The organism is Shimia litoralis, from assembly GCF_005518135.1.
GTDB lineage: Bacteria > Pseudomonadota > Alphaproteobacteria > Rhodobacterales > Rhodobacteraceae > Shimia_E > Shimia_E litoralis.
The window spans coordinates 1-21,810 of the sequence record NZ_SULI01000005.1; the positions used below are offsets into that span (position 1 = coordinate 1).

A 21,810-nucleotide genomic window follows, 5' to 3' on the forward strand; every position below is an offset into this window, starting at 1 on the left:
ATAGTTCATCTCCTTTGTTGCAGTAAATGCTATCAAAGGAGCGGCATCAAACCGTGACAGGTCCATAAGAGACCTGACCTGCTGCTGGGCCGGTGCTAATGTTTGGAGCATCAAAGCTTCCGACGCGCGTATAATATCCGCCCTGTAAAACGCGGTTGAATTGTCCGCCATCCCCGACAAATCCCGCCTGAACGGATCCATCGTGGCTTTCGCCAACCATGGCGACAAAAAATCTGTCTAAGCCATCTTCTTGAATGGAATAGGCTTCGTAACTGCCGATATCGCGCGCGGCATCGCGATTATAGACAACCTGGATGGGAGTCGAATCCAACGCATAAATTTCGGCAGTCAGCGTCTTTGCTGTTGCATTGTAATTGATGGACTTGAGATTTCCGGCCAAAGTTTCGGGCACCACAGAGGCGCCGCCGCTGCCGTCTGTGTCAGTGCCAGTCGCAAATGGATTTGTGCCACTGCCACAAGCGGCAAGGCTGACCAATGCGGTCATGCACATTACTGAGCGGATCATATTACTGCCTCAAACTGCTAAACGCCCGGTTTTCCGAGTCATTGCACAGAGAGTCGCGTAGCAGAGGGTGAAAGTCAACAAAATGAGAACAGAATATTCTCGGCCTGTGTCCCAGTTACCGCCACAATACGGTGGTTTCCGTGAACGAAATCACAAGATATAGTCGTCGTTGAAATGTAAGAATCCACAAGGGAATCGCCCAGATGCCTCTGAACCCCGACCAATTGGCCGAAATTCAAGACTTGCGCTCTAGCCCAAAGCAGACGGTGCGTGCCGTAAGTGAAGGCATGGAAAAGCACCTTTACCATGCGATTGATGTGCTGGATCACGGGTTTGTGCGAGTGATCGACTATATGGGTGATGATGCTGCGATCTGTCAGGCCGCGCGTGTTTCATATGGCAAGGGCACCAAGTCGGTTCAAAACGACGAGGGCCTGATCCGCTATTTGATGCGCCATTGGCACTCCACGCCATTTGAAATGTGCGAAATCAAGCTGCATGTGAAATTGCCGGTGTTTGTGGCGCGTCAATGGATTCGCCATCGCACGGCCAATGTGAATGAATATTCGGCCAGATACTCAATTTTGGATCGCGAATTCTATATTCCGGCACCAGAACATGTGAATGCACAATCTGTCGTGAACAACCAAGGTCGCGGTGAGGTTCTCGAGGGGGAAGAGGCGGCGCGTGTGCTTGAAATTCTCAAGGCAGACAGCAACCGTGCCTATGACAATTATGAAGCCATGATTTCCGAAGAGGGACAGCTTGGATTGGCCAGAGAGCTTGCGCGCATGAACTTGCCATCAAATATCTATACCCAGTGGTATTGGAAGGTCGATTTGCATAATCTGTTGCATTTCTTACGCTTGCGCGCCGATCCTCATGCACAATACGAGATCAGAGTATATGCGGATGCGATTTGTCAGGTTGTCGCTGATTGGGTACCCGCAGCCTATAAAGCCTTTGAAGATTATCGCTTGGGTGCGGTCACCATGTCCGCGCAAATGATGGTTGCTTTGCGTGGTCTTCTCAAAGGTGAAGAGGTCACAGCCGAGTCCTGTGGCATGAGTGCACGCGAGTGGCGCGAGTTTCAGGACATGATTGACGCATGATTGTAGAGGGGGCGATGACACATCGTTTCCAATACGGAAATTGATAGCCCCCCAAGGCACACCGTATTTTTGTGCAATAGTTTGATGCATTTTCTCCAGAAAAGGGGGTCCCATGTTTAGATCAATCACACTGGCGGCAATCGTGGCCGTACTCGCATTGCCGGTCTCGGCACAAACATGGAGCAGCAACGCCCCGGTGATTGGTGCGGTGTCCCAACCCGAGAACGTCTATATGCCAGCGTATCCAGCCGCGGAAAACTATTGTCCGCAAGGATTACAGCCGGTCACGCGCGGCGGGGTGATTTGCTGCGGCACGCCAACAGCCGGCGCAGACTATGCACCCGCCCCGCAACGGCAAATGTCGTGCCCAGCTGGAACCAAAGGCTGTTCCTAACGTGCCGGTGGGGCGCTTGTTGGCGCCCCGATCCAATTACAGAAGTTTCAGATCCGCCGCCATTTGACGGCCATCGCGACCTTCGGACAGGTCGAATTCGACCTTCTGGTTATCTGCCAGTCCTGTCAAACCAGAGCGTTCGACGGCCGAGATATGTACAAATATATCCGTTCCGCCATCATCGGGTGCAATAAAACCGTACCCTTTTGTTGTGTTAAACCATTTTACGGTACCGCTTGGCATACCGCGTCTCCTTTGTTCTTTAACTTGCCTGCCGCGCGGACGTGCGCGACAAGTTCGCACTTGATCCCGGGACCTGCAAACTTAATGTAGTTTGGCGGGGAGCGGGAAAATGCTGTGCAAACCATTGCACGGCGTTTGTGAAAATCAAGCAAAACTCGCGAAATGAACGCTGGGGTGGCTGTTTCTAGCCGCTAATACAATGGAGAACTAGATGGTCCTTTATGGTCTTAAGAATTGCGATACTTGCCGGAAGGCATTGAAAAGGCTGGAGGAAGTTCAATTTGTAGATGTGCGCGCGGATGGGGTGCCTGCTGATGTGCTTGCCAATGCATATGAAGTATTCGGTGCTGCTTTGGTCAATACCCGCTCGACCACTTGGCGCGGGTTGGATGATACCGAGCGCGCAACGCCGCCGCTGGATCTGCTGGCATCGCACCCCACCTTAATGAAGCGCCCGCTGATTGAAAAAGATGGGAAATTGTATCTTGGCTGGGGCAAGGATGTGCAAGAGGCCCTTGGATAAGCTGCGCAGGCATCTTATGTGAGACGCCTGAACAGGTAAGGACGTAGTATGCGTAACGCGGCATTGGTATTGGGGATCATCGCAGGAGTTGTGGGGATGATCATCGGATTTTTTAGCTGGGGTTATACCGATGTTGTCGATCGATACGGCGAGGTCGAAGGCCTTTTTGAACAAGTCGACAATGTAGAATTGGTGCGCATTGGCGGCTTGCTTGCCCCTATGCTGGCCATCGCAGGCGGTGCAATGGCCCGTGCGCGTGCACTTTGGGGAGGCATCCTGTTGTTGCTCTCTGCTGCTGGAATGTACGCGGCGTTTGGATTTAACCCGTTCACGATGTTCCCGATCAGCTTTGCCGCACTTGGTGGAATTTTAGCAGTCGCAGCAGGCAAACCGGACGAGCCTAAAGCCCACTTTTGATCCGGCGCGACAAGATACGATCCAAGGATAGGGGGCCCGCCCCCTTGATCACCAATACCATCAGCACAAAGACCCAAAGTGTGCGCTGGTCCATGATCGCGCTGTTTTCAAACCGATCAAACCAAGCGCCGATGGTTTCGGGGTGGTCCATCGCCCCGTGCCCGTAGATATCGGTCAATGATTGCATAAACACAAAGCCAATCATGCCCAACGCGGCCAAGCGGGTCATCAGCCCGAGCACAATAAGGGCTGGCAAGACAAACTCTGCGAAGGTGCCCGCGACGACAACGGCCCAGTGAAAGAATGACAGTTGGGAACTGTCATAGCCGACGGCCTCGAACACACGTGGGAAAATTTGGACATAGGCACCGGTTGATGGTGTGAAAATACCGAAAATGCCATCGCCGATCTTTGTCAGGCCAGAGTTCCAGAAATAGACGGCAAGCACTGCTGCAAAGACAAATCTGGCCAGCGTCGCCAAGAGCCAGTCCGCCCGTTCAAGACGTTGGAAAAAGGCGGTATATGCTGACATCAGTATCGTCATGGTGCTTCCCTATTTTGTGAGAGATGTAAGTGCTTGGTGTTCCAGCAACTGACCTAGGCAGGCCCCCAAATCAAAGTTCGGATGCTGTGCAATGGTGGTCTCTGCGGCATCCCCAAGCGTCTGGCCCGCACGTAATTCGCACAAAAAGTCAGCCCCTCCAGTCGGAAGGATATGCGGTTCTGGATCAAAATCCGGACGGGTGATGATGACATCTTGGGCGATCGCACGGGGCTTTGGTGCACCATCAATCATGTTGAAGGTCCAGATATCAAATATCGGCCAGGCCGACTGAATGATTTGGGTGCTTGGTGCAATGCCAAGTTTTTGTTCGGCCAGATCGTCCGGGGCAATCGCGCCGAGGGTTTCGCTGGTGAGAGGAGCACAATCCGCAGCATGGTATGAGCGTCGTAGCGCCAATTCCATCTGAGCGATGTCGGCGAGATACCCGATGTGTGCAAGAGGCTCAAAATTTGCAAGAAAGCGCGGGAACTCATCGCCATACTGCATCATCAATGGCGATGACGGAGGAGATTGTCGCAAGAACACCCCAGCGATGGCTTTGAAGTTTTCATCCCCCAACAGCTTGGCGATCACCGGAAAACCGGTTTCCAAGGCTTCGGTGAGGGAGACCGCAACATTGTTGCGATATACGTCAAACCTGCGCCCAGCGGCACGCCCCTGTGCATCCACAAGGCCCGTCGGCACCGGCGTTTCAGCCGACAAAATAGCGGTGCGAAAATCGGTTTGTGATACACTCATGCCGGAACCACCGCCAAGGCTGCGGCTGCACGCGCTGCTTCGGCATGAAGCTCTGGCCACGCGGGCACATCATTGTCCCATTCGATCAAAATCGGCTTGGGGCCAGAAATGGCCAGTGTGTGATCCAACAATGCCCAAACTGGATCGACAACGGGCTTGCCATGGCTGTCAATCAACAGCGGTGCGCCATGGTCATCTTGGTCTTCGTCATGCCCGCCAAGGTGTATTTCCCCAACGTATTCAAGTGGTTAGTCCGAAATATAGCCGCGTGGATCATAGTTTAGATTTGTGGCGGACACAAAAACGTTGTTCACATCAAGCAACAGACCGCATCCTGTGCGTTTGGCGACTTGACGCAAAAATTCTGGCTCGGAATAGGTGCTTTCTGAAAATGCCAAATAACTTGACGGGTTTTCCAGCATCATTTGTCGCCCGATTGTGTTTTGCACCTGATCAATGTGGGTGCACACACGATCCAGAGTGTCCTGCGTATAGGGCAGGGGCAACAAGTCATTCAAAAATGCGCTCTCGTGGCTGGACCATGCGAGGTGTTCCGAAAATACAGTCGGTTGCAGCCAACCAACCAAGGTCTTGAGGCGATCCAGATGATCCGGATCAAGCCGCGCCTCACCACCGATCGAAAGACCGACGCCGTGCACAGATATTGGAAACCGTTCTGACAGGTGCTCAAGTTGAGCAAGGGGCCGTCCACCCGCTCCCATATAGTTTTCTGCGTGGATCTCCAGCCACTGCACGACGCCAGAGTTATCAAGAATCTCTTGAAAGTGCTGGGGTTTATAGCCAACACCCGGCGCATTGGGCAGGGATGGAAAACGGGATGTCACGTCGAACATGGAAGCGGGCTTTCCGTGAGTAGGGTTAAGCAGGACGGTCGCGTTTAAGAGGTTCTAGAGATGGCTTTCGCGGTGTGCCGTCGGCCATCGGAGGTAATTCAATTGACAGGCATGTGCCCTTTTCAACCAATTTCCAAGCATCGCCCTGGTAGTTGCGGGTGGATGTCCCTGCGCAGGTTGTTCCGGGGCCCGCAGCGCAACCGTTTGCGCCGATCTTGGATACACCGTAACATTTTTCTTTTTTGGCGGCTTGTGCAGGCTGTGTCTGGAGGGCCAAGGCGGCCAAAACAGCACCTGCGACAAAGGTTGATTTCATTGGTTTTGACATAGGGGTATCCTTTCGCATCAAAATCTTTGGTTTTAATGAATCCCAATTAGGTCTTCGGAAGATATCGTACCATAACCTTCCAACGTTGTGCGATCGGATTGCCCCGGCGCCGAAGCGCCAGAGCGGGGAGGGTACCTTATGCTGGCAGATCACGCTCGAGTGCTTCCAGAGAGCCTTTGCGCATTGAGCCATCAGCCATCGCAGGCAGATCGATCGAGGCGCATGTGCCTGCATCAACCAATGTCCATGCGTTCCCTTGATAATCTACAGAAGATGTTCCTGCACATGTGGTGCCTGGGCCCGCAGCACAGTCGTTTTTGCCAGCCATGGACACGCCATAGCATTTTTCTTTTTCAGCGGCGTTTGCGGCTGTGTGTGTGGCGGCTGTCAGAGCTGCTGCAACTGCGGATGCGACGGCGAGGGTTTTTACGGTCTTAGACATTGTTTCTCTTCCCTTTTGGTTTTGGTCGGTTGTGAATTCAGACCACCGTGTTTGGCGGCATATGAAAAACCTAAAGCCTAAGAGCCCAATTGATCCAATCACGGGGGCGTGTATCACGGCCCCGTCAGGTGGCGTGACGTTTTTGTGAGGATTCCAGCGCAGGAACCCCCAAATTCTACTGAAAATGAAACAGGCGCGCCCGGTTTCCCGTGGCGCGCCTGTGAATTGTTGCAAGTTTTGTTACGCTAGGTCAGGTGCGAGGGCCTCTTGTGACAAGATGCTCACGATTTCGTCCAAACTCTGGACTTTGCTTTGTTTGTTGCCCAGTCGCCGCGTGGAGACCGACCGGCTTTCCACTTCTTTCATACCGACGGCAAGAATGACTGGCACCTTGCCCACCGAATGCTCGCGGACCTTGTAATTGATTTTCTCATTGCGGATGTCTGCTTCTGCGCGGACGCCCTTGGCACGTAGCTCGGAAACCACTTCATGCACAAAATCGTCTGCGTCCGACACGATAGAGGCCACGACGACCTGACGCGGTGCAAGCCAGAAGGGCAACTTGCCAGCGTGTTCCTCGATCAGAATACCAATGAAGCGTTCGAACGACCCCAAGGTTGCGCGATGCAGCATGACGGGGCGGTGCTTGGCGCCGTCTTCGCCGATGTATGTGGCATCAAGACGTTCAGGCAGAACAAAATCGACCTGAAGTGTGCCGCATTGCCAGTCACGCCCAATTGCATCAGTCAGCACAAATTCCAGTTTCGGGCCATAAAAGGCACCTTCGCCGGGGTTTAATTCAAAGTCACAGCCCGCTGCGATTGTGGCAGCCTTAAGCGCGGCTTCGGATTTGTCCCAAACCTCGTCAGACCCAGCGCGTTTCTCGGGGCGGTCCGAAAATTTAATCGAGAAGTTTTCAAATCCAAGATCCTTATAAATCTTCGACAAGAAGTCGATGAACATCTGGGTCTCTTCTTCGATCTGCGCTTCGGTGCAGAAGATATGCGCGTCATCTTGGGTGAAACCACGTACCCGCATAATTCCATGTAATGCACCCGACGGCTCGTACCGGTTGCACGACCCGAACTCGGCCATCCGCAAGGGGAGGTCACGATAGGACTTGAGCCCCTGATTATAAACCTGCACGTGACACGGACAGTTCATCGGTTTCAGGGCGTTCACAGCCTTTTCGCGCGCGTGCTCTTCGTCGACTTCGACGATGAACATGTTTTCCTGATACTTGTCCCAGTGCCCTGAGGCCTCCCAGAGACGGCGATCGACCACTTGGGGGGTGTTGACCTCGACATACCCGCCGGCGGTTTGCTGGCGGCGCATATAGTCCTGCAACAGCGTGTAAATCTTCCATCCGTTCGGGTGCCAGAATATCTGACCGGGGGCTTCTTCCTGCATATGAAACAGGTTCATTTCGCGGCCAAGTTTGCGATGATCGCGCTTGGCGGCCTCTTCCAGCATGTGCAGGTGCTTTTTCAGGTCTTCTTTGTTCTTAAAGGCGACACCATAGATACGCTGGAGCATCGCACGATCTGAATCCCCCCGCCAATATGCACCGGCGACACTCATCAACTTGAACGCATCTGCCGGAATTTGGCCCGTGTGTTGAAGGTGAGGACCACGGCACAAGTCTTGCCAATGGCCGTGCCAATACATGCGCAGGGGCTCGTCACCCGGGATCGCATCAATCAACTCGACCTTATATGGTTCGTTGTTGGCCTCATAGAATGCAACAGCCCGGTCACGGTCCCATACTTCGGTGGTGACAGGATCGCGCCGATTGATGATCTCTTTCATCTTCTTTTCGATTTCACCCAGATCTTCTGGTGTGAACGGCTCTTGGCGGTCAAAATCATAGTACCAGCCATTATCAATCACAGGGCCGATGGTAACTTTGACATCTGGCCATAGCTCTTGCACGGCGCGTGCCATCACGTGCGCACAATCATGCCGGATCAACTCGAGCGCTTCGGCGTCGTTGTCTTTTAAAGTGTTGATCGCAATCGCACTGTCTTGTTGGATCGGCCACTGTAAATCCCAGTGCTGCCCATCGACAGTTGCAGAAATCGCCTTTTTACCAAGCGATGAAGAAATGGAAGTCGCGACTTCGGCTGGTGTTACACCAACGCTGTAAGATCGCGCGTTACCATCAGGAAAAGTAAGAGAAATATCGGCCATTAGCCTCTAGCTCCTCGTCAGTTTGGCGCCCACGGAACGCCCGGTTGCGGGTATTTGGTTCGGCAGTGTGTTTGCGCTTTTGATGATCGCAAGTCAAGTCACCTTTCCCGTTCCCAAAAGCCGCGCTAAGCTGGATGAAAATACGCGAGGGTAGCATGTCGACAACACAGTTTTTTCAAACGCCTGAGGGGCGCCGTTTGGCCTATCACAAGTCTGGCGACGCCGGTCCGACAGTGGTTTTTCTCGGGGGACTCAAATCCGATATGGAAGGGACCAAGGCGATACATTTGGAAGCGTGGGCGCACGCACGCGGTCAGGCCTTTTTAAGATTTGATTACTCCGGCCACGGTGAAAGTGACGGACGATTTGAAGACGGGTGTATTGGTGATTGGCATCAGGACACGCTTGCAGCAGTTGATGCATTGACCACAGGGCCGCTGATCGTGGTGGGATCATCGATGGGGGGCTGGCAGGCTCTGCTTCTGGCGCGGGCGATTCCAGAGCGGATTGCAGGGATGGTCACAATTGCGGCGGCACCCGATTTTACCGAAGACGGGTATTGGGCATCGTTCTCGGACACCCAAAAACACGAGTTGGACACGCAAGGTTTCGTCGAGCTTCCGAGTGATTACATGGAACCCTATATTATTTCCAAGCGGATGATTGAGGATGGGCGGGACCAACTTGTCTTGCGCACGCCTTTGACGCTGGATTTCCCGGTCAGGTTTCTGCAAGGCACACAAGACACGGCGGTGAGCACATCCACAGCCGTGCGGTTGCTCGAGCATGCCGCGGGACCTGATATGCGCCTGACGTTGGTGAAAGATGCGGACCACAGGTTTTCGGATGAGACTTGTCTAAATATGATAATTCAGAGTATTGAGGAGGTAATTTCTGCCGAATAGTTTTCATTTTGCGATGTTTTTCGGTTTGGGGTATGACATCGACTGCCGATTGGGGATGATGTCTTGCCACGAGGGCTTTGATAGGGGAACCGTTCGGCGGGGGCGGTGTAATATGTCGGTCATCCGTCGGTTTTTCTGTCATAACCTTGGTATATAATTTATATATATCAATGCACTATGCATCATATTTTATGTTGGAGTGGTTGAATTGGAACAAAGAGTTAGTTTAATCACGCTTGGGGTTCAGGATATGGATCGATCCGCAAGCTTTTATGAGAAATTGGGATGGCAGCGCGTGCCCAGCCAAGACGGTGTGATTGCGTTTGATCTAATCGGGCAGACGCTTGGGCTCTATCCCAAAGACATGCTGGCCCAAGAACTTGGTATTCCTGCGGATGCGATCGGCGGCTTCAGTGGTATAACCTTGGCGCATAACGTACGCACCAAAGCCGATGTTGGCAGAGTGCTCGAGGCGGCCAAGGCGGCAGGTGGGCAAATTCTGAAACCCGCCCAAGACGTGTTTTGGGGCGGGTTTCACGGATATTTCGCAGATCCGGATCGCCACGTCTGGGAGATTGCGTTTAATCCATTTTCGCCGCTGTCCTCATCTGGTGCATTTCGCTGGCAAGGATATGGCGAACAATAGCGTAGCCGCCATGTCTTATGTTGACGTTGGTGGGGACGGCGCAGAGAGTGCACGTGCAAACAAGTGAAATGACAAGCAAACAGGGCGGAATGGAATGCAGGAACCGTTGGTTCTAATACCGGGAATGATGTGTGATGCGCGCCTTTTTGGCCCACAGATCGCAGAGCTTTCGGCGGATTTGTGCGTGATGGTGACTTCGATGGCCCATGGGGATCGGGTCGAAGAGATTGCGTCGCGCATCCTTGATCAACTGCCTGCAAAGTTTGCACTGGCGGGGCTTAGTATGGGCGGGATCGTCGCCATGGAGTTGCTGCGACGTGCCCCAGATCGCGTCACGCGTATTGCGTTGCTTGATACCAACCCGCTTGCAGAAACGCCGCAAAGCGCTGCGGCTTACGAACCGATGATCGTCGGCGCAAAGGCGGGGCGCCTCGAAGATGTGATTACAGGGTTTATGCGCCCAGAGTATCTCGCACCGGGGCCACAGCGGCCAGAGGTGCTTGCGTTGGTGCGCGATATGGCTTTGACATTGGGGCCAGATATGTTCGTGCGCCAAGCGCGTGCCCTACAGCGTCGCCGCGATCATCAGAGTACGCTGCGCAAGTGCAAAGTCCCGGCTTTGGTGTTGTGTGGTGAGCATGATGCGTTGACGCCCGTCAAACGTCACAGCTTTATGGCGGACCTTATCCCATTCGCAGAGCTACGTATCATCGACGGGGCAGGGCATCTTCCTACGCTTGAACAACCGGCGGCAACGACGTCGGCTTTGCGCGATTGGATGGCACAGCCCCTCGTGCTTCAGTAATAAATTGAAACGGAATGGTTTTTTACACATTTGCGAGGTGTAAAAGACGTTCCGCAAACAGAAACGGGACCCAGCGGGTCCCGTTTTGATGTTTTGATGTGACGCAAGTATTTACGCGGCTGCGTTCTTGTTTGCAGCACCTTTTCCCTTGGGTTTTGGGGCAGCAGCAGCCTTTGGGGCGTCGCTGTTGGCGTCGATAAAGTCCAACACCAGTGGACGGATGTTATTGCGCCAGCTTTTGCCTGCAAAGATACCATAGTGCCCTGCATCGGGTTCTACATGGCTTGCCTTTTTGCTGTCAGGTAGGCCTGTGCAAAGGTCCAGCGCGGCGATGCACTGACCGGGTGCAGTGATGTCGTCTTTGGCACCTTCGACTGTTTTTACAGCAACCGTTGTGATTTTACCCAGATCAACTTTGCGTCCATCGACAACAAATTCGTTCTTTGCAATTTCGCAATTCTTAAAGATCCGCTCGACAGTGGAGAGGTAAAACTCGGCTGTCATGTCCATTACGGCGAGGTATTCGTCATAAAAACGGTTGTGTGCGTCATGATCAGATGCTTCGCCGCGTGTGACGCGCATGATCTGGTCTTGGAACGCTTTTGAGTGCCGATCGCCGTTCATCGACATAAACGAGGCGAGTTGCAACAACCCAGGGTATACCATCCGTCCGACACCAGGGTATTTATACCCCACGCGTTGAATCATGGTTTCTTCGAGTTGACCCATTGTAACGCGGTTGCCGAAATCAGTGACTTCGGTGGCGTTTGCATCCGGATCGATCGGCCCACCGATCAACGTCAGCGACCGTGGCTGGGCTGCCGGATCTTCTTCGGCAAGATATGCGGTGGCTGCCAAAGTTAGCGGGGCGGGTTGGCAAACTGCAATCAAGTGAATGTCAGGGCCGAGGGCCTTCATGAAATCAACAAGATACAGAGTATAATCTTCGATATCGAATTTGCCTTCGGACACAGGAATGTCACGCGCGTTGTGCCAATCTGTGACGTAAACTTCACAGTTCACCATCAGGCTTTTGACTGTAGAGCGCAGGAGAGTGGCATAGTGACCGGACATCGGGGCAACCAGCAGTACTTTGCGGGCCTGTGTTTCGCGGCCGGCGACGTTAAAGTGGATCAAATCCCCAAACGGACGTTCAACAACGGTCTCGACATTCACAAGATGGTCTTTTCCGTCTTCACAGGTGAATGTGCGAATGCCCCAATCGGGCTTAACAACCATGCGCTGGAATGTGCGTTCTGTCACTTCACCCCATGCGGCCATCCACTGGAACATTGGGTTAGGTACCATCGAGAAAACCGGGTAAGATGCCATAGCAAGTGCAGAGGCGCCCATCCATTGGTTTGTATTTCGAATGGTATCCATCAAGTCATATGTGGCCATGTAGCGCATAGGCGTCTCCTGTGTACCCCCGTTATGAATTGGCAATTAAGTTGCCCGTGGAGGGGTGATTGTCATGCTGCGTAGCGGCGAGAATAGGGCGAAATATTGAATATGACAACAAAAGAGAATGCCGCAGGTGCAAATTTGGCGACTTTCAACGAAAATTTGGAGCGCGTTGAAGAGCTTTCAAAACGTCTTGTTGAGGTGATGACACACCACAAACCTTTGCGCAAAGATTTGAACTCACCTGACCAAGACGTTTTTATGAGTGCGGCCAACGCTTACATGCAGGCGATGATGTCGAACCCCGGCAAAATGATCGAGCATCAGTTGGACTATTGGACCAAGTCTGTGAAGCACTTTGTGGACGCGCAACATGTGTTGCTGCAGGGTAAAATTGCCGCAGCCCCCGACGAGACCCCTTCTGACCGGCGTTTTTCGAACCCCTTGTGGCAGAATCACCCGTATTTCAACTTCCTCAAACAGCAATATATGCGCAATGCCGAAGCGGTGCGTCAGGCTGTAAACGATATCGAAGGGATTGAGGGCAAGGATCGCCAGCGTCTGGAGTATTTTTCACAGCAGATCATCGACATGATGTCGCCGACAAATTTCTTGGGCACCAATCCGGATGTTCTTGAGAAAGCGATCGAAACCGATGGCGCGTCTTTGGTCAAAGGACTTGAGAATCTGATCGCTGACCTTGAGGCCAACAATGGCGAGCTTGTGGTGCGGCTGGCCGACGAAAACGCATTCGAGCTCGGACGCAATATCGCGACAACACCCGGCAAGGTCGTGTTTCGCAATCACATGTTTGAACTGCTTCAGTATACGCCAACCACAGAGACTGTGCATGAGACGCCGCTGATCATTTTCCCACCGTGGATCAACAAATACTATATTCTGGATCTCAAAGAACAGAACAGCATGATCAAATGGGCGGTCGAGCAGGGATACACCGTCTTTATCGTCAGCTGGATCAACCCGGACAGATCGTATTCCGACATTGGGATGGAAGACTACATCGAGGGTGGCTTTCTCACGGCGATCTCCGAAGTGAAAAAACTGACCAACCAGAAACAGGTTAACGCGGTCGGATACTGTATTGCAGGTACCACGCTGCATATGACGCTGTCGTTGATGAAAAAGCGCGGGGACAAGTCTGTCAAATCCGCAACCTTCTTCACCACATTGACCGATTTCGCTGACCAAGGTGAATTTACCCCGTTCCTGCAAGACGACTTTATTGACGGGATTGACGCGGAAATCGCCGAAGAAGGCATTTTGCGGTCCTTTATCATGCAGCGGACATTCTCGTATCTGCGATCCAATGACCTTGTGTATGGCCCCGCAATCAAGAGCTATATGCTGGGCGAAGCGCCGCCCGCCTTTGACCTGCTCTATTGGAATGGTGACGGGTCGGGGCTTCCTGGTAAGATGGCACATCAGTATTTGCGCCAACTGTGTCAGGGCAATGCGTTTGTGTCCGACGGGCTGGAGCTGTGCGGCGAGACCTTGCATATCTCTGACGTGGACATCCCGCTTTGCTCGGTCACATGTGAAACGGATCACATCGCCCGTTGGAAGGACTGTTATAGAGGTTTCCAGCAAACCAAGAGTCGGTCCAAGACCTTTATCGTCTCAGAGTCTGGCCATATTGCCGGGATCGTGAATCCTCCGAGCAAAAAGAAGTATGGCCACTATGTGAACAAGGACACCAAAGCATCGCCAGACCAATGGATGGCCGATGCAGAGTTCCATGAAGGGTCATGGTGGCCGCGGTGGGACACATGGCTGTCATCTCGGTCTGGCAAACAAGTTCCAGCGCGTGATCCGGGCGATTCGGAGCATCCAGTGCTCGAAGATGCACCGGGGACCTATGTAGCGACCCTCGCAACGCGTTGATTTTACTTGATATGTGAATTTATTCTGCAGTGCAGCAAAATAATACTTGAAATGCTGCGCTGCAGAAAGCATATTGTTTGCAGAACACCAACGCGGAATATTCCGCACATCGTTAAAGGACCTGTGAAATGGCTAATACACCTGACATGACAGCAATGCTCAAAGACATGATGGGCGCATTCCCTGTGGACACTTCTGCAATGGAAGACGCTTTCAAAAACACCGTAGCAATGAACGAAAAGTTCGCTGGTGTTGCTCTGGAAGCTGCTGAGAAATCTTCCGAGATCTCCAGCAAATGGACAAAAGACACTTTGGCTAAAATGAGCGAAATGTCCAAAGCCAAAGCAGAGCCTGCTGACTATGCAAAAGCGATGACAGATTTCGCATCTGCTCAAGCTGAAGTTGCTGCTGAAAACATGGCTGCTTTCGCTGAAGTTGCTAAAAAAGTTCAAATGGAAACTGTTGAACTGATGATGGCTGCTGGCAAAGACGTCACAGAAGAAGCTCAAGCTGCTGTTAAGAAAGCCACGAACGACGTGACTGCAGCCGCTAAAAAAGCGACTTCTAAATAAGATTACGCGATACTCCCTCGGTACCCATCTCCTCCCTAATGGTACCGATCGCGCGGGCGAGCCTCTGGCTCGCCCTTTTCTTTTGTTTCCTTTTCTGCTGCAGTCGCATAAAGTTTTCTGCAGCGCGCATAACTTGGGGAGAAGTTCGTGGCTGAAGCACAAAAAACGCTACTGATCAAACGGTACGCAAGCCGCCGTCTTTATAACACAGAGACCAGCGACTATGTCACGTTGGACGATATTGCGGGGTTTATCCGTGATGGTCGCGAGGTCCAGATTGTTGATCTCAAGACCGGAGATGATCTGACAAGGCAATATCTGCTGCAGATCATTGCAGAACATGAAAGCCGTGGCGAGAACATGCTGCCGGTGAATGTGTTGAATGACCTTGTCCGCAGTTACACCACGCAAGCCACCAGTGTGGTGCCGCAATTCCTGCAAGCATCGTTTGAGATGCTGCGTGAAGGCCAAGAGAAAATGATCGGTAATTTGGGGGGCGGGATGAAAATGCCGGGCCTCGAGGCGATCCAAGCCCAGCAAGAAGCCTTTCTCAAGGCGATGACGGGGGGATTGGGCACATGGGGAACCCAACCAGGTGCATCAAGTGAAGACACCACGCCATCCTCTGAGGGCGAAGATAATCTTAGCGATATCAAGAAGCAGCTCTCAGAGTTGCAAGATAAGCTTTCCAAGCTCAAATAAAGTAGTGAAAACGCAAAAGGCCCCGTTTATGCGGGGCCTTTTTGTATTTCTGGGTGTTTCAGAAATTAGGTGCCAAAGGCGCGCTCGGTCCCCATCACGGCATGGGCCGCGCTGGTCAGTGCACCAGAGATCACGTCCAATTCGGCTTGGGTCAAGCGTGCCGGAAGACGCACATCGCATGCTTGCATCAGCATGGCGCGGGTTTTTGGCAAGTCGGGCAGGGCCTTCATGAACTGCCAGTTCCAGAACGCACGCGCGTTATCGGTGGACTGACCGAATACCTGAACTTTGATACCGCGATCTTGGGCCGCGGCGGCAAAGGCTTTGATCTGGGTATCTGTCATGCCGTGCGTGTTGAATTGAATCGAGTCGGGCGCACGTTGTTCTGGTGCCAGCTTTTCGGGCACGTGCAGCCATGGGGACGCATTCAACGCTTTGGCCACATGGTCGTGGTTGGCACGGCCATCTCGCACGCGCCGTGGTACTTCGTCCAGTTGCGGGCGGATGATCGCAGCGGACAGGTTGTTCAAACGCAGATTATAGAGCGGCAACTTGTTCTGCCACTTTTGGAACGCTGCGGTTAAGTCGCCAGTGTTGTCGCCTTCGGGGGCTTTGTGCTTTTGCCACGTATGTTCGTATGCTCCGGACATGATGACGGCGCGCGCCACAAGGTCGGCATCATCCGTAACCAGAATGCCACCTTCGCCAGCATTAACCAGTTTATAAGACTGGAAGGAAAAACAGCCAACGCGCCCAATAGTGCCGATGTTGCGCCCATGCCATGTGGTGCCCAAGCTGTGGGCGGCGTCTTCGATCACGGGGATATTTCTGGCGTCGCACAGGGCCATAATGGCGTCCATGTCCGAGGTGTGGCCACGCATGTGGCTGATGATGACGGCTTGGATGTTATCTTTGAGGCGCGCTTCAAAATCGGCAAGATCGATGCGGTAGTTTTCACCGACTTCGCACAATACGGGCACACAATCTGCGTGCACAACCGACGATGGCACCGCAGCAAATGTAAAGCCCGGGATCAATACACGCGAGTCACGCGGCAAGGCCAACGCCTTGAGAGATAAGAACAAAGCCGCAGAACAGGACGACACTGCCAGCGCATATTTTGCCCCCAATAATTTGGCAAACTCTGCTTCCAGCAGGGCCACAGGCGCGTCTTGTGCAGATGTGTAACGGAACAAATCACCGGACTGCAGCAGGCGGTCAATCTCGTCTCGGGCAGATTCCGGAATTGGCTCGGCATCGTAAACGTTGGGCGGCAGTGTCATAGTTTTCACTTTTCTGTATCTATACTGAAGAATATATAAAACTAGTGCTGATGAAAATCCAGCCCCTGACCGTGCTCTGATGTGAATTTTGCATGAAGAAAAGGCCACAGGACTGACCCTGCGACCTTCTTGTCTATCGAAATCTGTCGTGCTGACTGCGGGTTAGATGCCCAACCTATCGCGCAATCCAAACCATGTCATCGCCATCACCAACAGTGGCGTCCGAAGACCTCCTCCGCCTGGAAACGCCGGGGCAGGGACCTTGGCTAGGGTATCAAACCCTTCGCTTTGTCCGGCGATCGCCAAGGCCATCAATTGCCCTGCATGGGTTGCCGTGCCGACACCGTGGCCGGAATATCCAGATGCGCTCAGGACATTTGGCGCGATACGGGTCAAATACGGCATGCGCTTCATGGTGATGCCCAATGTTCCCCCCCATGCATAGTCGATTTCGACGTCGCGCAGGTGCGGATAGATCTCGGTCATGGGTTTGCGCACGGTGGCCGCAATATCGGTTGGGAATTTGTATCCATAGTTTTCGCCCCCACCAAACAACAACCGTTTGTCATGCGACAGTCTGAAGTAGTTGATCACAAACTTGGAATCGGCGATGGCAACATCACGCCGTAACACTGTATCCAGCTCGGACTCTGTTAAGGGGCGTGTCGCGGCGATAAAGTTGTTGATGGGCATCACGCGAGCGGCGATCTTCTTCTCCAGACTGCCAAGATACCCATTACAGGCCAAGACCACATGTTCGGCATCAACCCGCCCTTGATCGGTTTGCACAACGGGGCGGCTTCCATGTTGGATGTTGTGTACATGGGTATTCTCATAAATCCGCACACCTGCAGCTTGGGCTGCACGCGCCAGCCCAAGGGCATAGGCCAGAGGGTGCAAATGCCCTGCACTCATATCCAAAGACCCACCGACATACTTAGGGGACGGACAGATATCCTGAAGCTGATCATGGTCCAGCGTTTCGATCTGGTCATAGCCATATTCGGTCTGCAAATGTGCGACATAGGCGTGTTCGTGGCGGACTTCGGATGCGCTTAGGCAGGCATGTGCAATACCCGGTTTAAAGTGACACTCAATATTGTGCTTTTCAATCAGACCCTTGGTGACTTGTTTGGCCTCTTCGGCCAAGAGCCAGAGTTTGTGCGCATCTTGACGCCCCACCAGCTTCTCAAGGCCGTCTTGCTCCATGCGTTGGCCGGACCCTAATTGACCACCATTGCGGCCAGACGCGCCAAATCCCACACGGTGCGCATCCAGTAAAACGACATCATAGCCACGTTCGGCCAAGTGCAGGGCAGTGGACAGCCCAGTATATCCGGCGCCCACCACACACACATCGGCGCGGGTTTCCCCCTTAAGAGACGGGAACTGGCTTAGCAATTCAGTCGAGGCCGCGTACCAGCTCTGGGGATATTGGCCTTGCGTATCATTCGAATAAAGAAGGTTCATGACACCTCACACACGTAATATCGGAAATGTTTCGGTATGCCCTCGACCCAGTGCATATTCTGGGTCGAGGTCGGAAGGCCCGAGATCAGACGTTCAGCAATAGATGTTCGCGTTCCCAAGGGCTGATGACCCCAAGGAACTCTTCGTATTCTGTCTGTTTTACGATGGAATAGACGCGTGCGAACTCTGGCCCCAACACATCGTGCAGCTTTTTTGCTTCGTCAAATAGCTCAAGCGCTGCTCCGAGTTCACGAGGAATCGCCTCTTCGCCGTCATAGGCGTCGCCTTTGAATTGGGCGTCTGGCTGTTCTTTTTCCAGCAAACCAAGATAGCCGCAAGCAAGGCTGACCGCGATGCCGAGATAGGGATTGCAATCCATGCCCGCCAGACGGTTTTCGACACGTCGGGCCGACGTCGAGGAAATCGGAATACGGATACCCGTTGTGCGATTGTCCCGTGCCCACTCTAGATTGATTGGGGCTGCGTGATCACGCACATACCGACGGTACGAATTTACATATGGAGCCATGACGGCAATCGCTGACGGCAGGTGATTTTGCAATCCGGCGATAAAGTGGAAAAACGCATCTGTTTCGCCGCCGTTTTCATCCGAAAAGATATTCTTGCCGGTTTTTGTATCCAAAATTGAATGATGGATGTGCATCGCACTTCCGGGCTCGGCCCCGATGGGTTTGGCCATAAACGTCGCATAACAGTTGTGACGCAGTGCGGCTTCGCGGATCAGACGCTTAAAGTAAAAGACTTCGTCCGCAAGCTTGACCGGATCGCCGTGCAGCAGGTTGATCTCAAGCTGGCCAGCGCCCCCTTCTTGGGTGATGCCATCAATCTCAAACCCTTGTGCTTCGGCAAAATCATAGATGTCGTCAATCACGGGGCCAAATTCATCCACCGCTGTCATCGAATAGGCTTGGCGTGCGGCGGCAGGGCGGCCAGAGCGCCCCATCATCGGTTCAATCGCCTTGGCGGGATCGATGTTGCGCGCGACCAGATAAAATTCCATTTCTGGTGCAACGACGGGTTCCCAGCCTTTGGCACGATACAGCTCGACCACACGCTTGAGCACATTGCGCGGGCTATAGGGGATGGGCGTGCCATCAGTGAAATAGGCGTCATGTATGACCTGAAGTGTCCAGTCGCCTGTCCATGGGGCCGCAGTGGTTGTCGCCATATCCGGGCGCAACACCATATCTTTTTCGATAAAGCCCTCGTCGCCAGCCGCTTCGCCCCAACCACCTGTGATTGTTTGGTAGAAGATAGAATCGGGGAGGTGGAAAAACTCCTGGCGGGCGAATTTCTTGGCTGGCACAGCCTTACCGCGCGCGATGCCCGGAAGGTCCGAAATGATGCATTCGACTTCGTCCAGCCGTCGACCCTCAAGATATTCCTGTGCAGCCGTGGGGAGCGATTTCATCCAGTCAGTCATTAGGACCTCTCTTTGCGGAAGAAATCCGCCATTTGATCTGCAAAGCTTTCGCTTGAAATATGGTCGTCCAATTGGGCTTGGGCGGCCTCCAAAAGATCGTCAGGGACGACGCCTTTTCCGCGGGTATTAATCAACCCTTCAATGACATCGGGGCCAAATTCGGGATGCGGTTGAATGGTCAAAATCTGATCACCATACAAGAGCGCCGCGTTTTCGCAGAAGTCATTTGATGCCAATACGACAGTCCCCTGAGGACGTTCGGTGACCTGATCTTGGTGCCACGCATTAAACGCCATTTCGACGCCGCCAAAATCATAGGTCTGACGTCCGACGGCCCAGCCACCGGAAAACTTTTCGACCTTGCCACCAAGCGCTTGTGCAATGATCTGATGTCCAAAACAGATACCGATCAAAGGTCGCCCTGCTTCGGCGATGCCTTGAATCAGCTGTTCAAGCGGCGGAATCCAAGGCAAATCTTCGTATGCGCCGTGTTTGGATCCCGTGATAAGCCAGCCATCCGCGGCCAAAGCCGAGTCAGGAAACTGACCATCTACGACGCGATAGACGTCAAATTCAAAGCCTTGCCCTTGAAGCAAGTGCTTAAACATATCCGAGTAATCCCCGATCTGCGCACGCAGGTCTTCGGGGGAATGTCCGGTTTGTAAAATACCGATTTTCATGTGTCACCGATTTTATGATCAAATTAACGCTAGTCGAGAGAAGCTCATGCCGCAAGAGGGGCGAACCTCGGTTGACCGTTGAGAAGCGACCTTCCGCGCGTGGTCACAAAAGACCGTGGGCGCGAAAGGGCTCAGACTCTTTCGAGATAGAGTTTCCAGTGATCATGGGGGGCAAGCTTGGCAAGGTCTTCAAACTCTTGGCGTTTGGTCATGACCAAATTCTTGATCAAAACATCAGGTAAACAACGCGCAATAAAGGCGTCATGTTCAAACACATCGATTGCGGCGCCCCAGTCTGGCGCAAGTTGCGGCAGGTCGTGGTCATAGGCGTTGCCGGTAATGGGGGCCGGGGCAATCATGCCTTCTTCGACGCCCTCAATGGCCGCGCCCAGCACGGTTGCGAGCATAAGGTACGGGTTGATGTCACCCCCTGCAACGCGGTGTTCAATACGGCGTGCTTGCGGCGCGCCACCCGGCACACGAATGGCCGCTGTACGGTTTTCATACGCCCAGCACGCACCGGTTGGTGCATGCGCACCCGGCACGAGCCGGTCATAGCTTGGCCCATGCGGTGCAAAGATCAACGTTGAAGCGGGCATCGCATGCACACAGCCCGCAATGGCCTGTTTGAGCGTCTCGGTCCCTTCGGGGCCACCATTGTCAAAGACGTTTTGCCCGTCGGCATCAAGCACAGAAAAATGCACGTGCATGCCGTTGCCAGCATCATCCGCATAGGGTTTGGCCATAAAGGTTGCGGCCATATTGTGCTTGCGGGCGATGCCTCTGGCCAACACCTTGAACAGCCAAGCATCATCTGCCGCGCGAAGTGCATTTTGGTGGTTCAGCGTCACTTCGAATTGGCCAAGACCGGATTCATTGATGATGGTTTGCGCGGGCAGGCCCATCGCGACACAGCCCTCATAAAGCTCTGTAAAAAATGCGTCAAACGCATCAAGTTCGTCTACGGACAGGATATCTTGGCCAAACAGGCGGCGGGATGATCTTGGATCAACAGGCGGCTGTAAATGATCACCTGTGTCATCAACAAGACTGAACTCCATCTCTGTGGCGGCCATGACCTGCCAGTTTCTTGCCGAATAACGGTCCAGAACGCTGATCAACGCCTGTCGCGGGTCCCCCAGAAACGGGCTACCATCCTCAAGTGTCATCGCCATTGGAACCAACGCAGATGGCGTGTCCAGCCATGGCATGGGGACCGCACCACGATCCGTGGGCAGCAAGACACCATCCGCATCGCCTGTTTCGAACACCAAAGGCGAGTTGCGCACATCGGCCCCCCAGATATCCACATTCAAGACAGACAGCGGCATTCTAAGTGCGCCGTTGCTCAGCTTTTTGCGAAACGAGGATGGCACGCGTTTTCCGCGCATCTGTCCGTTCAAGTCGGATACGGCGACACGAAGGGTTGAGAATTGCGATAAGTCCATGCTGGGCTCCATTGGCAGCTTTTGTGTGTTTTACCTTAGGCGATGGGGGGCTGTCACCATAATTTGATCAAAATATTTTCTTGAGGTTTCTTTTTGCCTGTGTGACCTGCGCCAAGCCGATATCTGCTCACTTTAATTTGGACACGGAATTTTGACTTGTCAGCGCGCGCGCAGCTATTCAGGGTTGTGCGAGTATGAACATTCTCAGAGGTATTTT

Annotated in this window: 23 protein-coding genes and 1 pseudogene; 10 read left to right on the forward strand and 14 right to left on the reverse strand. The window is 53.2% G+C overall.

From position 1 onward, the window contains the following. Window positions 1-46 precede the first annotated feature (46 nt). Entirely contained in the window at window positions 47-526 is a 480-nt protein-coding gene (locus FAP39_RS05975; protein WP_138015491.1) for a hypothetical protein, read from the reverse strand. A gap of 203 nt (window positions 527-729) precedes the next feature. On the opposite strand from FAP39_RS05975, the gene thyX reads away from it, so the two are divergent. Both thyX and FAP39_RS05985 read left to right on the forward strand, forming a co-directional pair. Next, window positions 730-1,638, forward strand: coding sequence for an FAD-dependent thymidylate synthase (gene thyX / locus FAP39_RS05980; RefSeq protein ID WP_138015492.1), 909 nt, complete (start codon window positions 730-732; stop codon window positions 1,636-1,638). A 112-nt stretch (window positions 1,639-1,750) separates the two neighbouring features. Continuing rightward, a complete protein-coding gene (locus FAP39_RS05985; protein WP_138015493.1) occupies window positions 1,751-2,032 on the forward strand; it encodes a hypothetical protein in 282 nt (93 codons plus the stop codon). Window positions 2,033-2,068: 36 nt separating this feature from the next. Here FAP39_RS05985 and FAP39_RS05990 read toward each other — a convergent pair whose 3' ends face one another. Beyond that, window positions 2,069-2,275, reverse strand: a complete 207-nt coding sequence (locus FAP39_RS05990) for a cold-shock protein (protein ID WP_138015494.1) — start codon at window positions 2,273-2,275, stop codon at window positions 2,069-2,071. A 211-nt stretch (window positions 2,276-2,486) separates the two neighbouring features. On the opposite strand from FAP39_RS05990, the gene FAP39_RS05995 reads away from it, so the two are divergent. Together FAP39_RS05995 and FAP39_RS06000 are read left to right on the forward strand one after the other, a co-directional pair. Continuing rightward, window positions 2,487-2,798, forward strand: coding sequence for an ArsC/Spx/MgsR family protein (locus tag FAP39_RS05995; RefSeq protein ID WP_138015495.1), 312 nt, complete (start codon window positions 2,487-2,489; stop codon window positions 2,796-2,798). Between the two features lie 48 nt (window positions 2,799-2,846). Next, window positions 2,847-3,215, forward strand: a complete 369-nt coding sequence (locus tag FAP39_RS06000) for a hypothetical protein (protein ID WP_138015496.1) — start codon at window positions 2,847-2,849, stop codon at window positions 3,213-3,215. Here the strand turns inward: FAP39_RS06000 and FAP39_RS06005 are convergent. The 6 genes and pseudogenes from FAP39_RS06005 to thrS all read right to left on the reverse strand — a co-directional run bounded on the left by FAP39_RS06005 (window position 3,199) and on the right by thrS (window position 8,332). Beyond that, window positions 3,199-3,759 (reverse strand): DoxX family protein, encoded by a 561-nt coding sequence (locus FAP39_RS06005; protein ID WP_138015497.1) that lies wholly within the window; start codon window positions 3,757-3,759, stop codon window positions 3,199-3,201. The two genes, FAP39_RS06000 and FAP39_RS06005, sit on opposite strands and share 17 nt — an antisense overlap. 9 nt (window positions 3,760-3,768) lie before the next feature. After that, window positions 3,769-4,518, reverse strand: coding sequence for an HvfC/BufC N-terminal domain-containing protein (locus FAP39_RS06010; protein ID WP_138015498.1), 750 nt, complete (start codon window positions 4,516-4,518; stop codon window positions 3,769-3,771). After that, a pseudogene (bufB, locus tag FAP39_RS06015) lies at window positions 4,515-5,372 on the reverse strand (MNIO family bufferin maturase). Before bufB ends, FAP39_RS06010 begins: the two are co-directional and overlap by 4 nt. A gap of 25 nt (window positions 5,373-5,397) precedes the next feature. Beyond that, window positions 5,398-5,700: a BufA1 family periplasmic bufferin-type metallophore gene (locus FAP39_RS06020; RefSeq protein ID WP_138015499.1), complete on the reverse strand. Its 303-nt coding sequence runs from the start codon at window positions 5,698-5,700 to the stop codon at window positions 5,398-5,400. 136 nt (window positions 5,701-5,836) lie between these two features. Beyond that, window positions 5,837-6,142 carry a BufA1 family periplasmic bufferin-type metallophore gene (locus tag FAP39_RS06025; RefSeq protein WP_138015500.1) on the reverse strand — a complete coding sequence of 102 codons (306 nt, stop codon included), beginning with the start codon at window positions 6,140-6,142 and terminating at the stop codon, window positions 5,837-5,839. Between the two features lie 240 nt (window positions 6,143-6,382). Beyond that, complete coding sequence (gene thrS / locus FAP39_RS06030) at window positions 6,383-8,332, reverse strand: threonine--tRNA ligase (protein ID WP_138015501.1); 1,950 nt, start codon at window positions 8,330-8,332, stop codon at window positions 6,383-6,385. 155 nt (window positions 8,333-8,487) lie between these two features. On the opposite strand from thrS, the gene FAP39_RS06035 reads away from it, so the two are divergent. The 3 genes from FAP39_RS06035 to FAP39_RS06045 all read left to right on the forward strand — a co-directional run bounded on the left by FAP39_RS06035 (window position 8,488) and on the right by FAP39_RS06045 (window position 10,688). Beyond that, window positions 8,488-9,237, forward strand: coding sequence for an alpha/beta fold hydrolase (locus tag FAP39_RS06035; protein WP_138015502.1), 750 nt, complete (start codon window positions 8,488-8,490; stop codon window positions 9,235-9,237). A gap of 208 nt (window positions 9,238-9,445) precedes the next feature. Next, on the forward strand, window positions 9,446-9,883 hold the full coding sequence (locus FAP39_RS06040) for a VOC family protein (protein ID WP_138015503.1): 438 nt from the start codon (window positions 9,446-9,448) through the stop codon (window positions 9,881-9,883). 94 nt (window positions 9,884-9,977) lie between these two features. Continuing rightward, on the forward strand, window positions 9,978-10,688 hold the full coding sequence (locus FAP39_RS06045; protein ID WP_138015504.1) for an alpha/beta fold hydrolase: 711 nt from the start codon (window positions 9,978-9,980) through the stop codon (window positions 10,686-10,688). A 111-nt stretch (window positions 10,689-10,799) separates the two neighbouring features. Here FAP39_RS06045 and phaZ read toward each other — a convergent pair whose 3' ends face one another. Next, on the reverse strand, window positions 10,800-12,098 hold the full coding sequence (gene phaZ, locus FAP39_RS06050) for a polyhydroxyalkanoate depolymerase (protein WP_138015505.1): 1,299 nt from the start codon (window positions 12,096-12,098) through the stop codon (window positions 10,800-10,802). Window positions 12,099-12,200: 102 nt separating this feature from the next. Here phaZ and FAP39_RS06055 point away from each other — a divergent pair, with 102 nt between their 5' ends. The 3 genes from FAP39_RS06055 to phaR all read left to right on the forward strand — a co-directional run bounded on the left by FAP39_RS06055 (window position 12,201) and on the right by phaR (window position 15,268). Beyond that, the gene (locus FAP39_RS06055) at window positions 12,201-13,994 is read left to right on the forward strand and encodes a PHA/PHB synthase family protein (protein WP_138015506.1); all 1,794 of its coding nucleotides are present in this window, start codon (window positions 12,201-12,203) and stop codon (window positions 13,992-13,994) included. A gap of 128 nt (window positions 13,995-14,122) precedes the next feature. Beyond that, window positions 14,123-14,566, forward strand: a complete 444-nt coding sequence (locus FAP39_RS06060) for a phasin family protein (protein WP_138015507.1) — start codon at window positions 14,123-14,125, stop codon at window positions 14,564-14,566. A gap of 147 nt (window positions 14,567-14,713) precedes the next feature. Continuing rightward, window positions 14,714-15,268: a polyhydroxyalkanoate synthesis repressor PhaR gene (phaR, locus tag FAP39_RS06065; protein ID WP_138015508.1), complete on the forward strand. Its 555-nt coding sequence runs from the start codon at window positions 14,714-14,716 to the stop codon at window positions 15,266-15,268. 65 nt (window positions 15,269-15,333) lie between these two features. Here the strand turns inward: phaR and FAP39_RS06070 are convergent, their stop codons facing one another. From FAP39_RS06070 to FAP39_RS06090, 5 genes are all read right to left on the reverse strand, one after another. Further along, entirely contained in the window at window positions 15,334-16,551 is a 1,218-nt protein-coding gene (locus FAP39_RS06070; protein ID WP_138015509.1) for a DegT/DnrJ/EryC1/StrS family aminotransferase, read from the reverse strand. 162 nt (window positions 16,552-16,713) lie between these two features. After that, on the reverse strand, window positions 16,714-18,021 hold the full coding sequence (locus tag FAP39_RS06075; RefSeq protein WP_138015510.1) for an NAD(P)/FAD-dependent oxidoreductase: 1,308 nt from the start codon (window positions 18,019-18,021) through the stop codon (window positions 16,714-16,716). Window positions 18,022-18,106: 85 nt separating this feature from the next. Beyond that, the gene (locus tag FAP39_RS06080) at window positions 18,107-19,465 is read right to left on the reverse strand and encodes a glutamine synthetase family protein (RefSeq protein WP_138015511.1); all 1,359 of its coding nucleotides are present in this window, start codon (window positions 19,463-19,465) and stop codon (window positions 18,107-18,109) included. After that, window positions 19,465-20,145: a type 1 glutamine amidotransferase gene (locus FAP39_RS06085; protein ID WP_138015512.1), complete on the reverse strand. Its 681-nt coding sequence runs from the start codon at window positions 20,143-20,145 to the stop codon at window positions 19,465-19,467. The genes FAP39_RS06080 and FAP39_RS06085 overlap by 1 nt, the downstream gene beginning before the upstream one ends. 131 nt (window positions 20,146-20,276) lie before the next feature. Next, entirely contained in the window at window positions 20,277-21,593 is a 1,317-nt protein-coding gene (locus tag FAP39_RS06090) for a glutamine synthetase family protein (protein WP_138015513.1), read from the reverse strand. Between the last annotated feature and the right edge of the window lie 217 nt (window positions 21,594-21,810).

Bases quoted from the DNA above. Each gene is read 5' to 3' on its own strand.
- FAP39_RS05975 (WP_138015491.1), bottom strand. From the start codon at position 526: ATGATCCGCTCAGTAATGTGCATGACCGCATTGGTCAGCCTTGCCGCT.
- thyX (WP_138015492.1), top strand. From the start codon at position 730: ATGCCTCTGAACCCCGACCAATTGGCCGAAATTCAAGACTTGCGCTCT.
- FAP39_RS05985 (WP_138015493.1), top strand. From the start codon at position 1,751: ATGTTTAGATCAATCACACTGGCGGCAATCGTGGCCGTACTCGCATTG.
- FAP39_RS05990 (WP_138015494.1), bottom strand. From the start codon at position 2,275: ATGCCAAGCGGTACCGTAAAATGGTTTAACACAACAAAAGGGTACGGT.
- FAP39_RS05995 (WP_138015495.1), top strand. From the start codon at position 2,487: ATGGTCCTTTATGGTCTTAAGAATTGCGATACTTGCCGGAAGGCATTG.
- FAP39_RS06000 (WP_138015496.1), top strand. From the start codon at position 2,847: ATGCGTAACGCGGCATTGGTATTGGGGATCATCGCAGGAGTTGTGGGG.
- FAP39_RS06005 (WP_138015497.1), bottom strand. From the start codon at position 3,759: ATGACGATACTGATGTCAGCATATACCGCCTTTTTCCAACGTCTTGAA.
- FAP39_RS06010 (WP_138015498.1), bottom strand. From the start codon at position 4,518: ATGAGTGTATCACAAACCGATTTTCGCACCGCTATTTTGTCGGCTGAA.
- FAP39_RS06020 (WP_138015499.1), bottom strand. From the start codon at position 5,700: ATGTCAAAACCAATGAAATCAACCTTTGTCGCAGGTGCTGTTTTGGCC.
- FAP39_RS06025 (WP_138015500.1), bottom strand. From the start codon at position 6,142: ATGTCTAAGACCGTAAAAACCCTCGCCGTCGCATCCGCAGTTGCAGCA.
- thrS (WP_138015501.1), bottom strand. From the start codon at position 8,332: ATGGCCGATATTTCTCTTACTTTTCCTGATGGTAACGCGCGATCTTAC.
- FAP39_RS06035 (WP_138015502.1), top strand. From the start codon at position 8,488: ATGTCGACAACACAGTTTTTTCAAACGCCTGAGGGGCGCCGTTTGGCC.
- FAP39_RS06045 (WP_138015504.1), top strand. From the start codon at position 9,978: ATGCAGGAACCGTTGGTTCTAATACCGGGAATGATGTGTGATGCGCGC.
- phaZ (WP_138015505.1), bottom strand. From the start codon at position 12,098: ATGCGCTACATGGCCACATATGACTTGATGGATACCATTCGAAATACA.
- FAP39_RS06055 (WP_138015506.1), top strand. From the start codon at position 12,201: ATGACAACAAAAGAGAATGCCGCAGGTGCAAATTTGGCGACTTTCAAC.
- FAP39_RS06060 (WP_138015507.1), top strand. From the start codon at position 14,123: ATGGCTAATACACCTGACATGACAGCAATGCTCAAAGACATGATGGGC.
- FAP39_RS06070 (WP_138015509.1), bottom strand. From the start codon at position 16,551: ATGACACTGCCGCCCAACGTTTACGATGCCGAGCCAATTCCGGAATCT.
- FAP39_RS06075 (WP_138015510.1), bottom strand. From the start codon at position 18,021: ATGAACCTTCTTTATTCGAATGATACGCAAGGCCAATATCCCCAGAGC.
- FAP39_RS06080 (WP_138015511.1), bottom strand. From the start codon at position 19,465: ATGACTGACTGGATGAAATCGCTCCCCACGGCTGCACAGGAATATCTT.
- FAP39_RS06085 (WP_138015512.1), bottom strand. From the start codon at position 20,145: ATGAAAATCGGTATTTTACAAACCGGACATTCCCCCGAAGACCTGCGT.
- FAP39_RS06090 (WP_138015513.1), bottom strand. From the start codon at position 21,593: ATGGACTTATCGCAATTCTCAACCCTTCGTGTCGCCGTATCCGACTTG.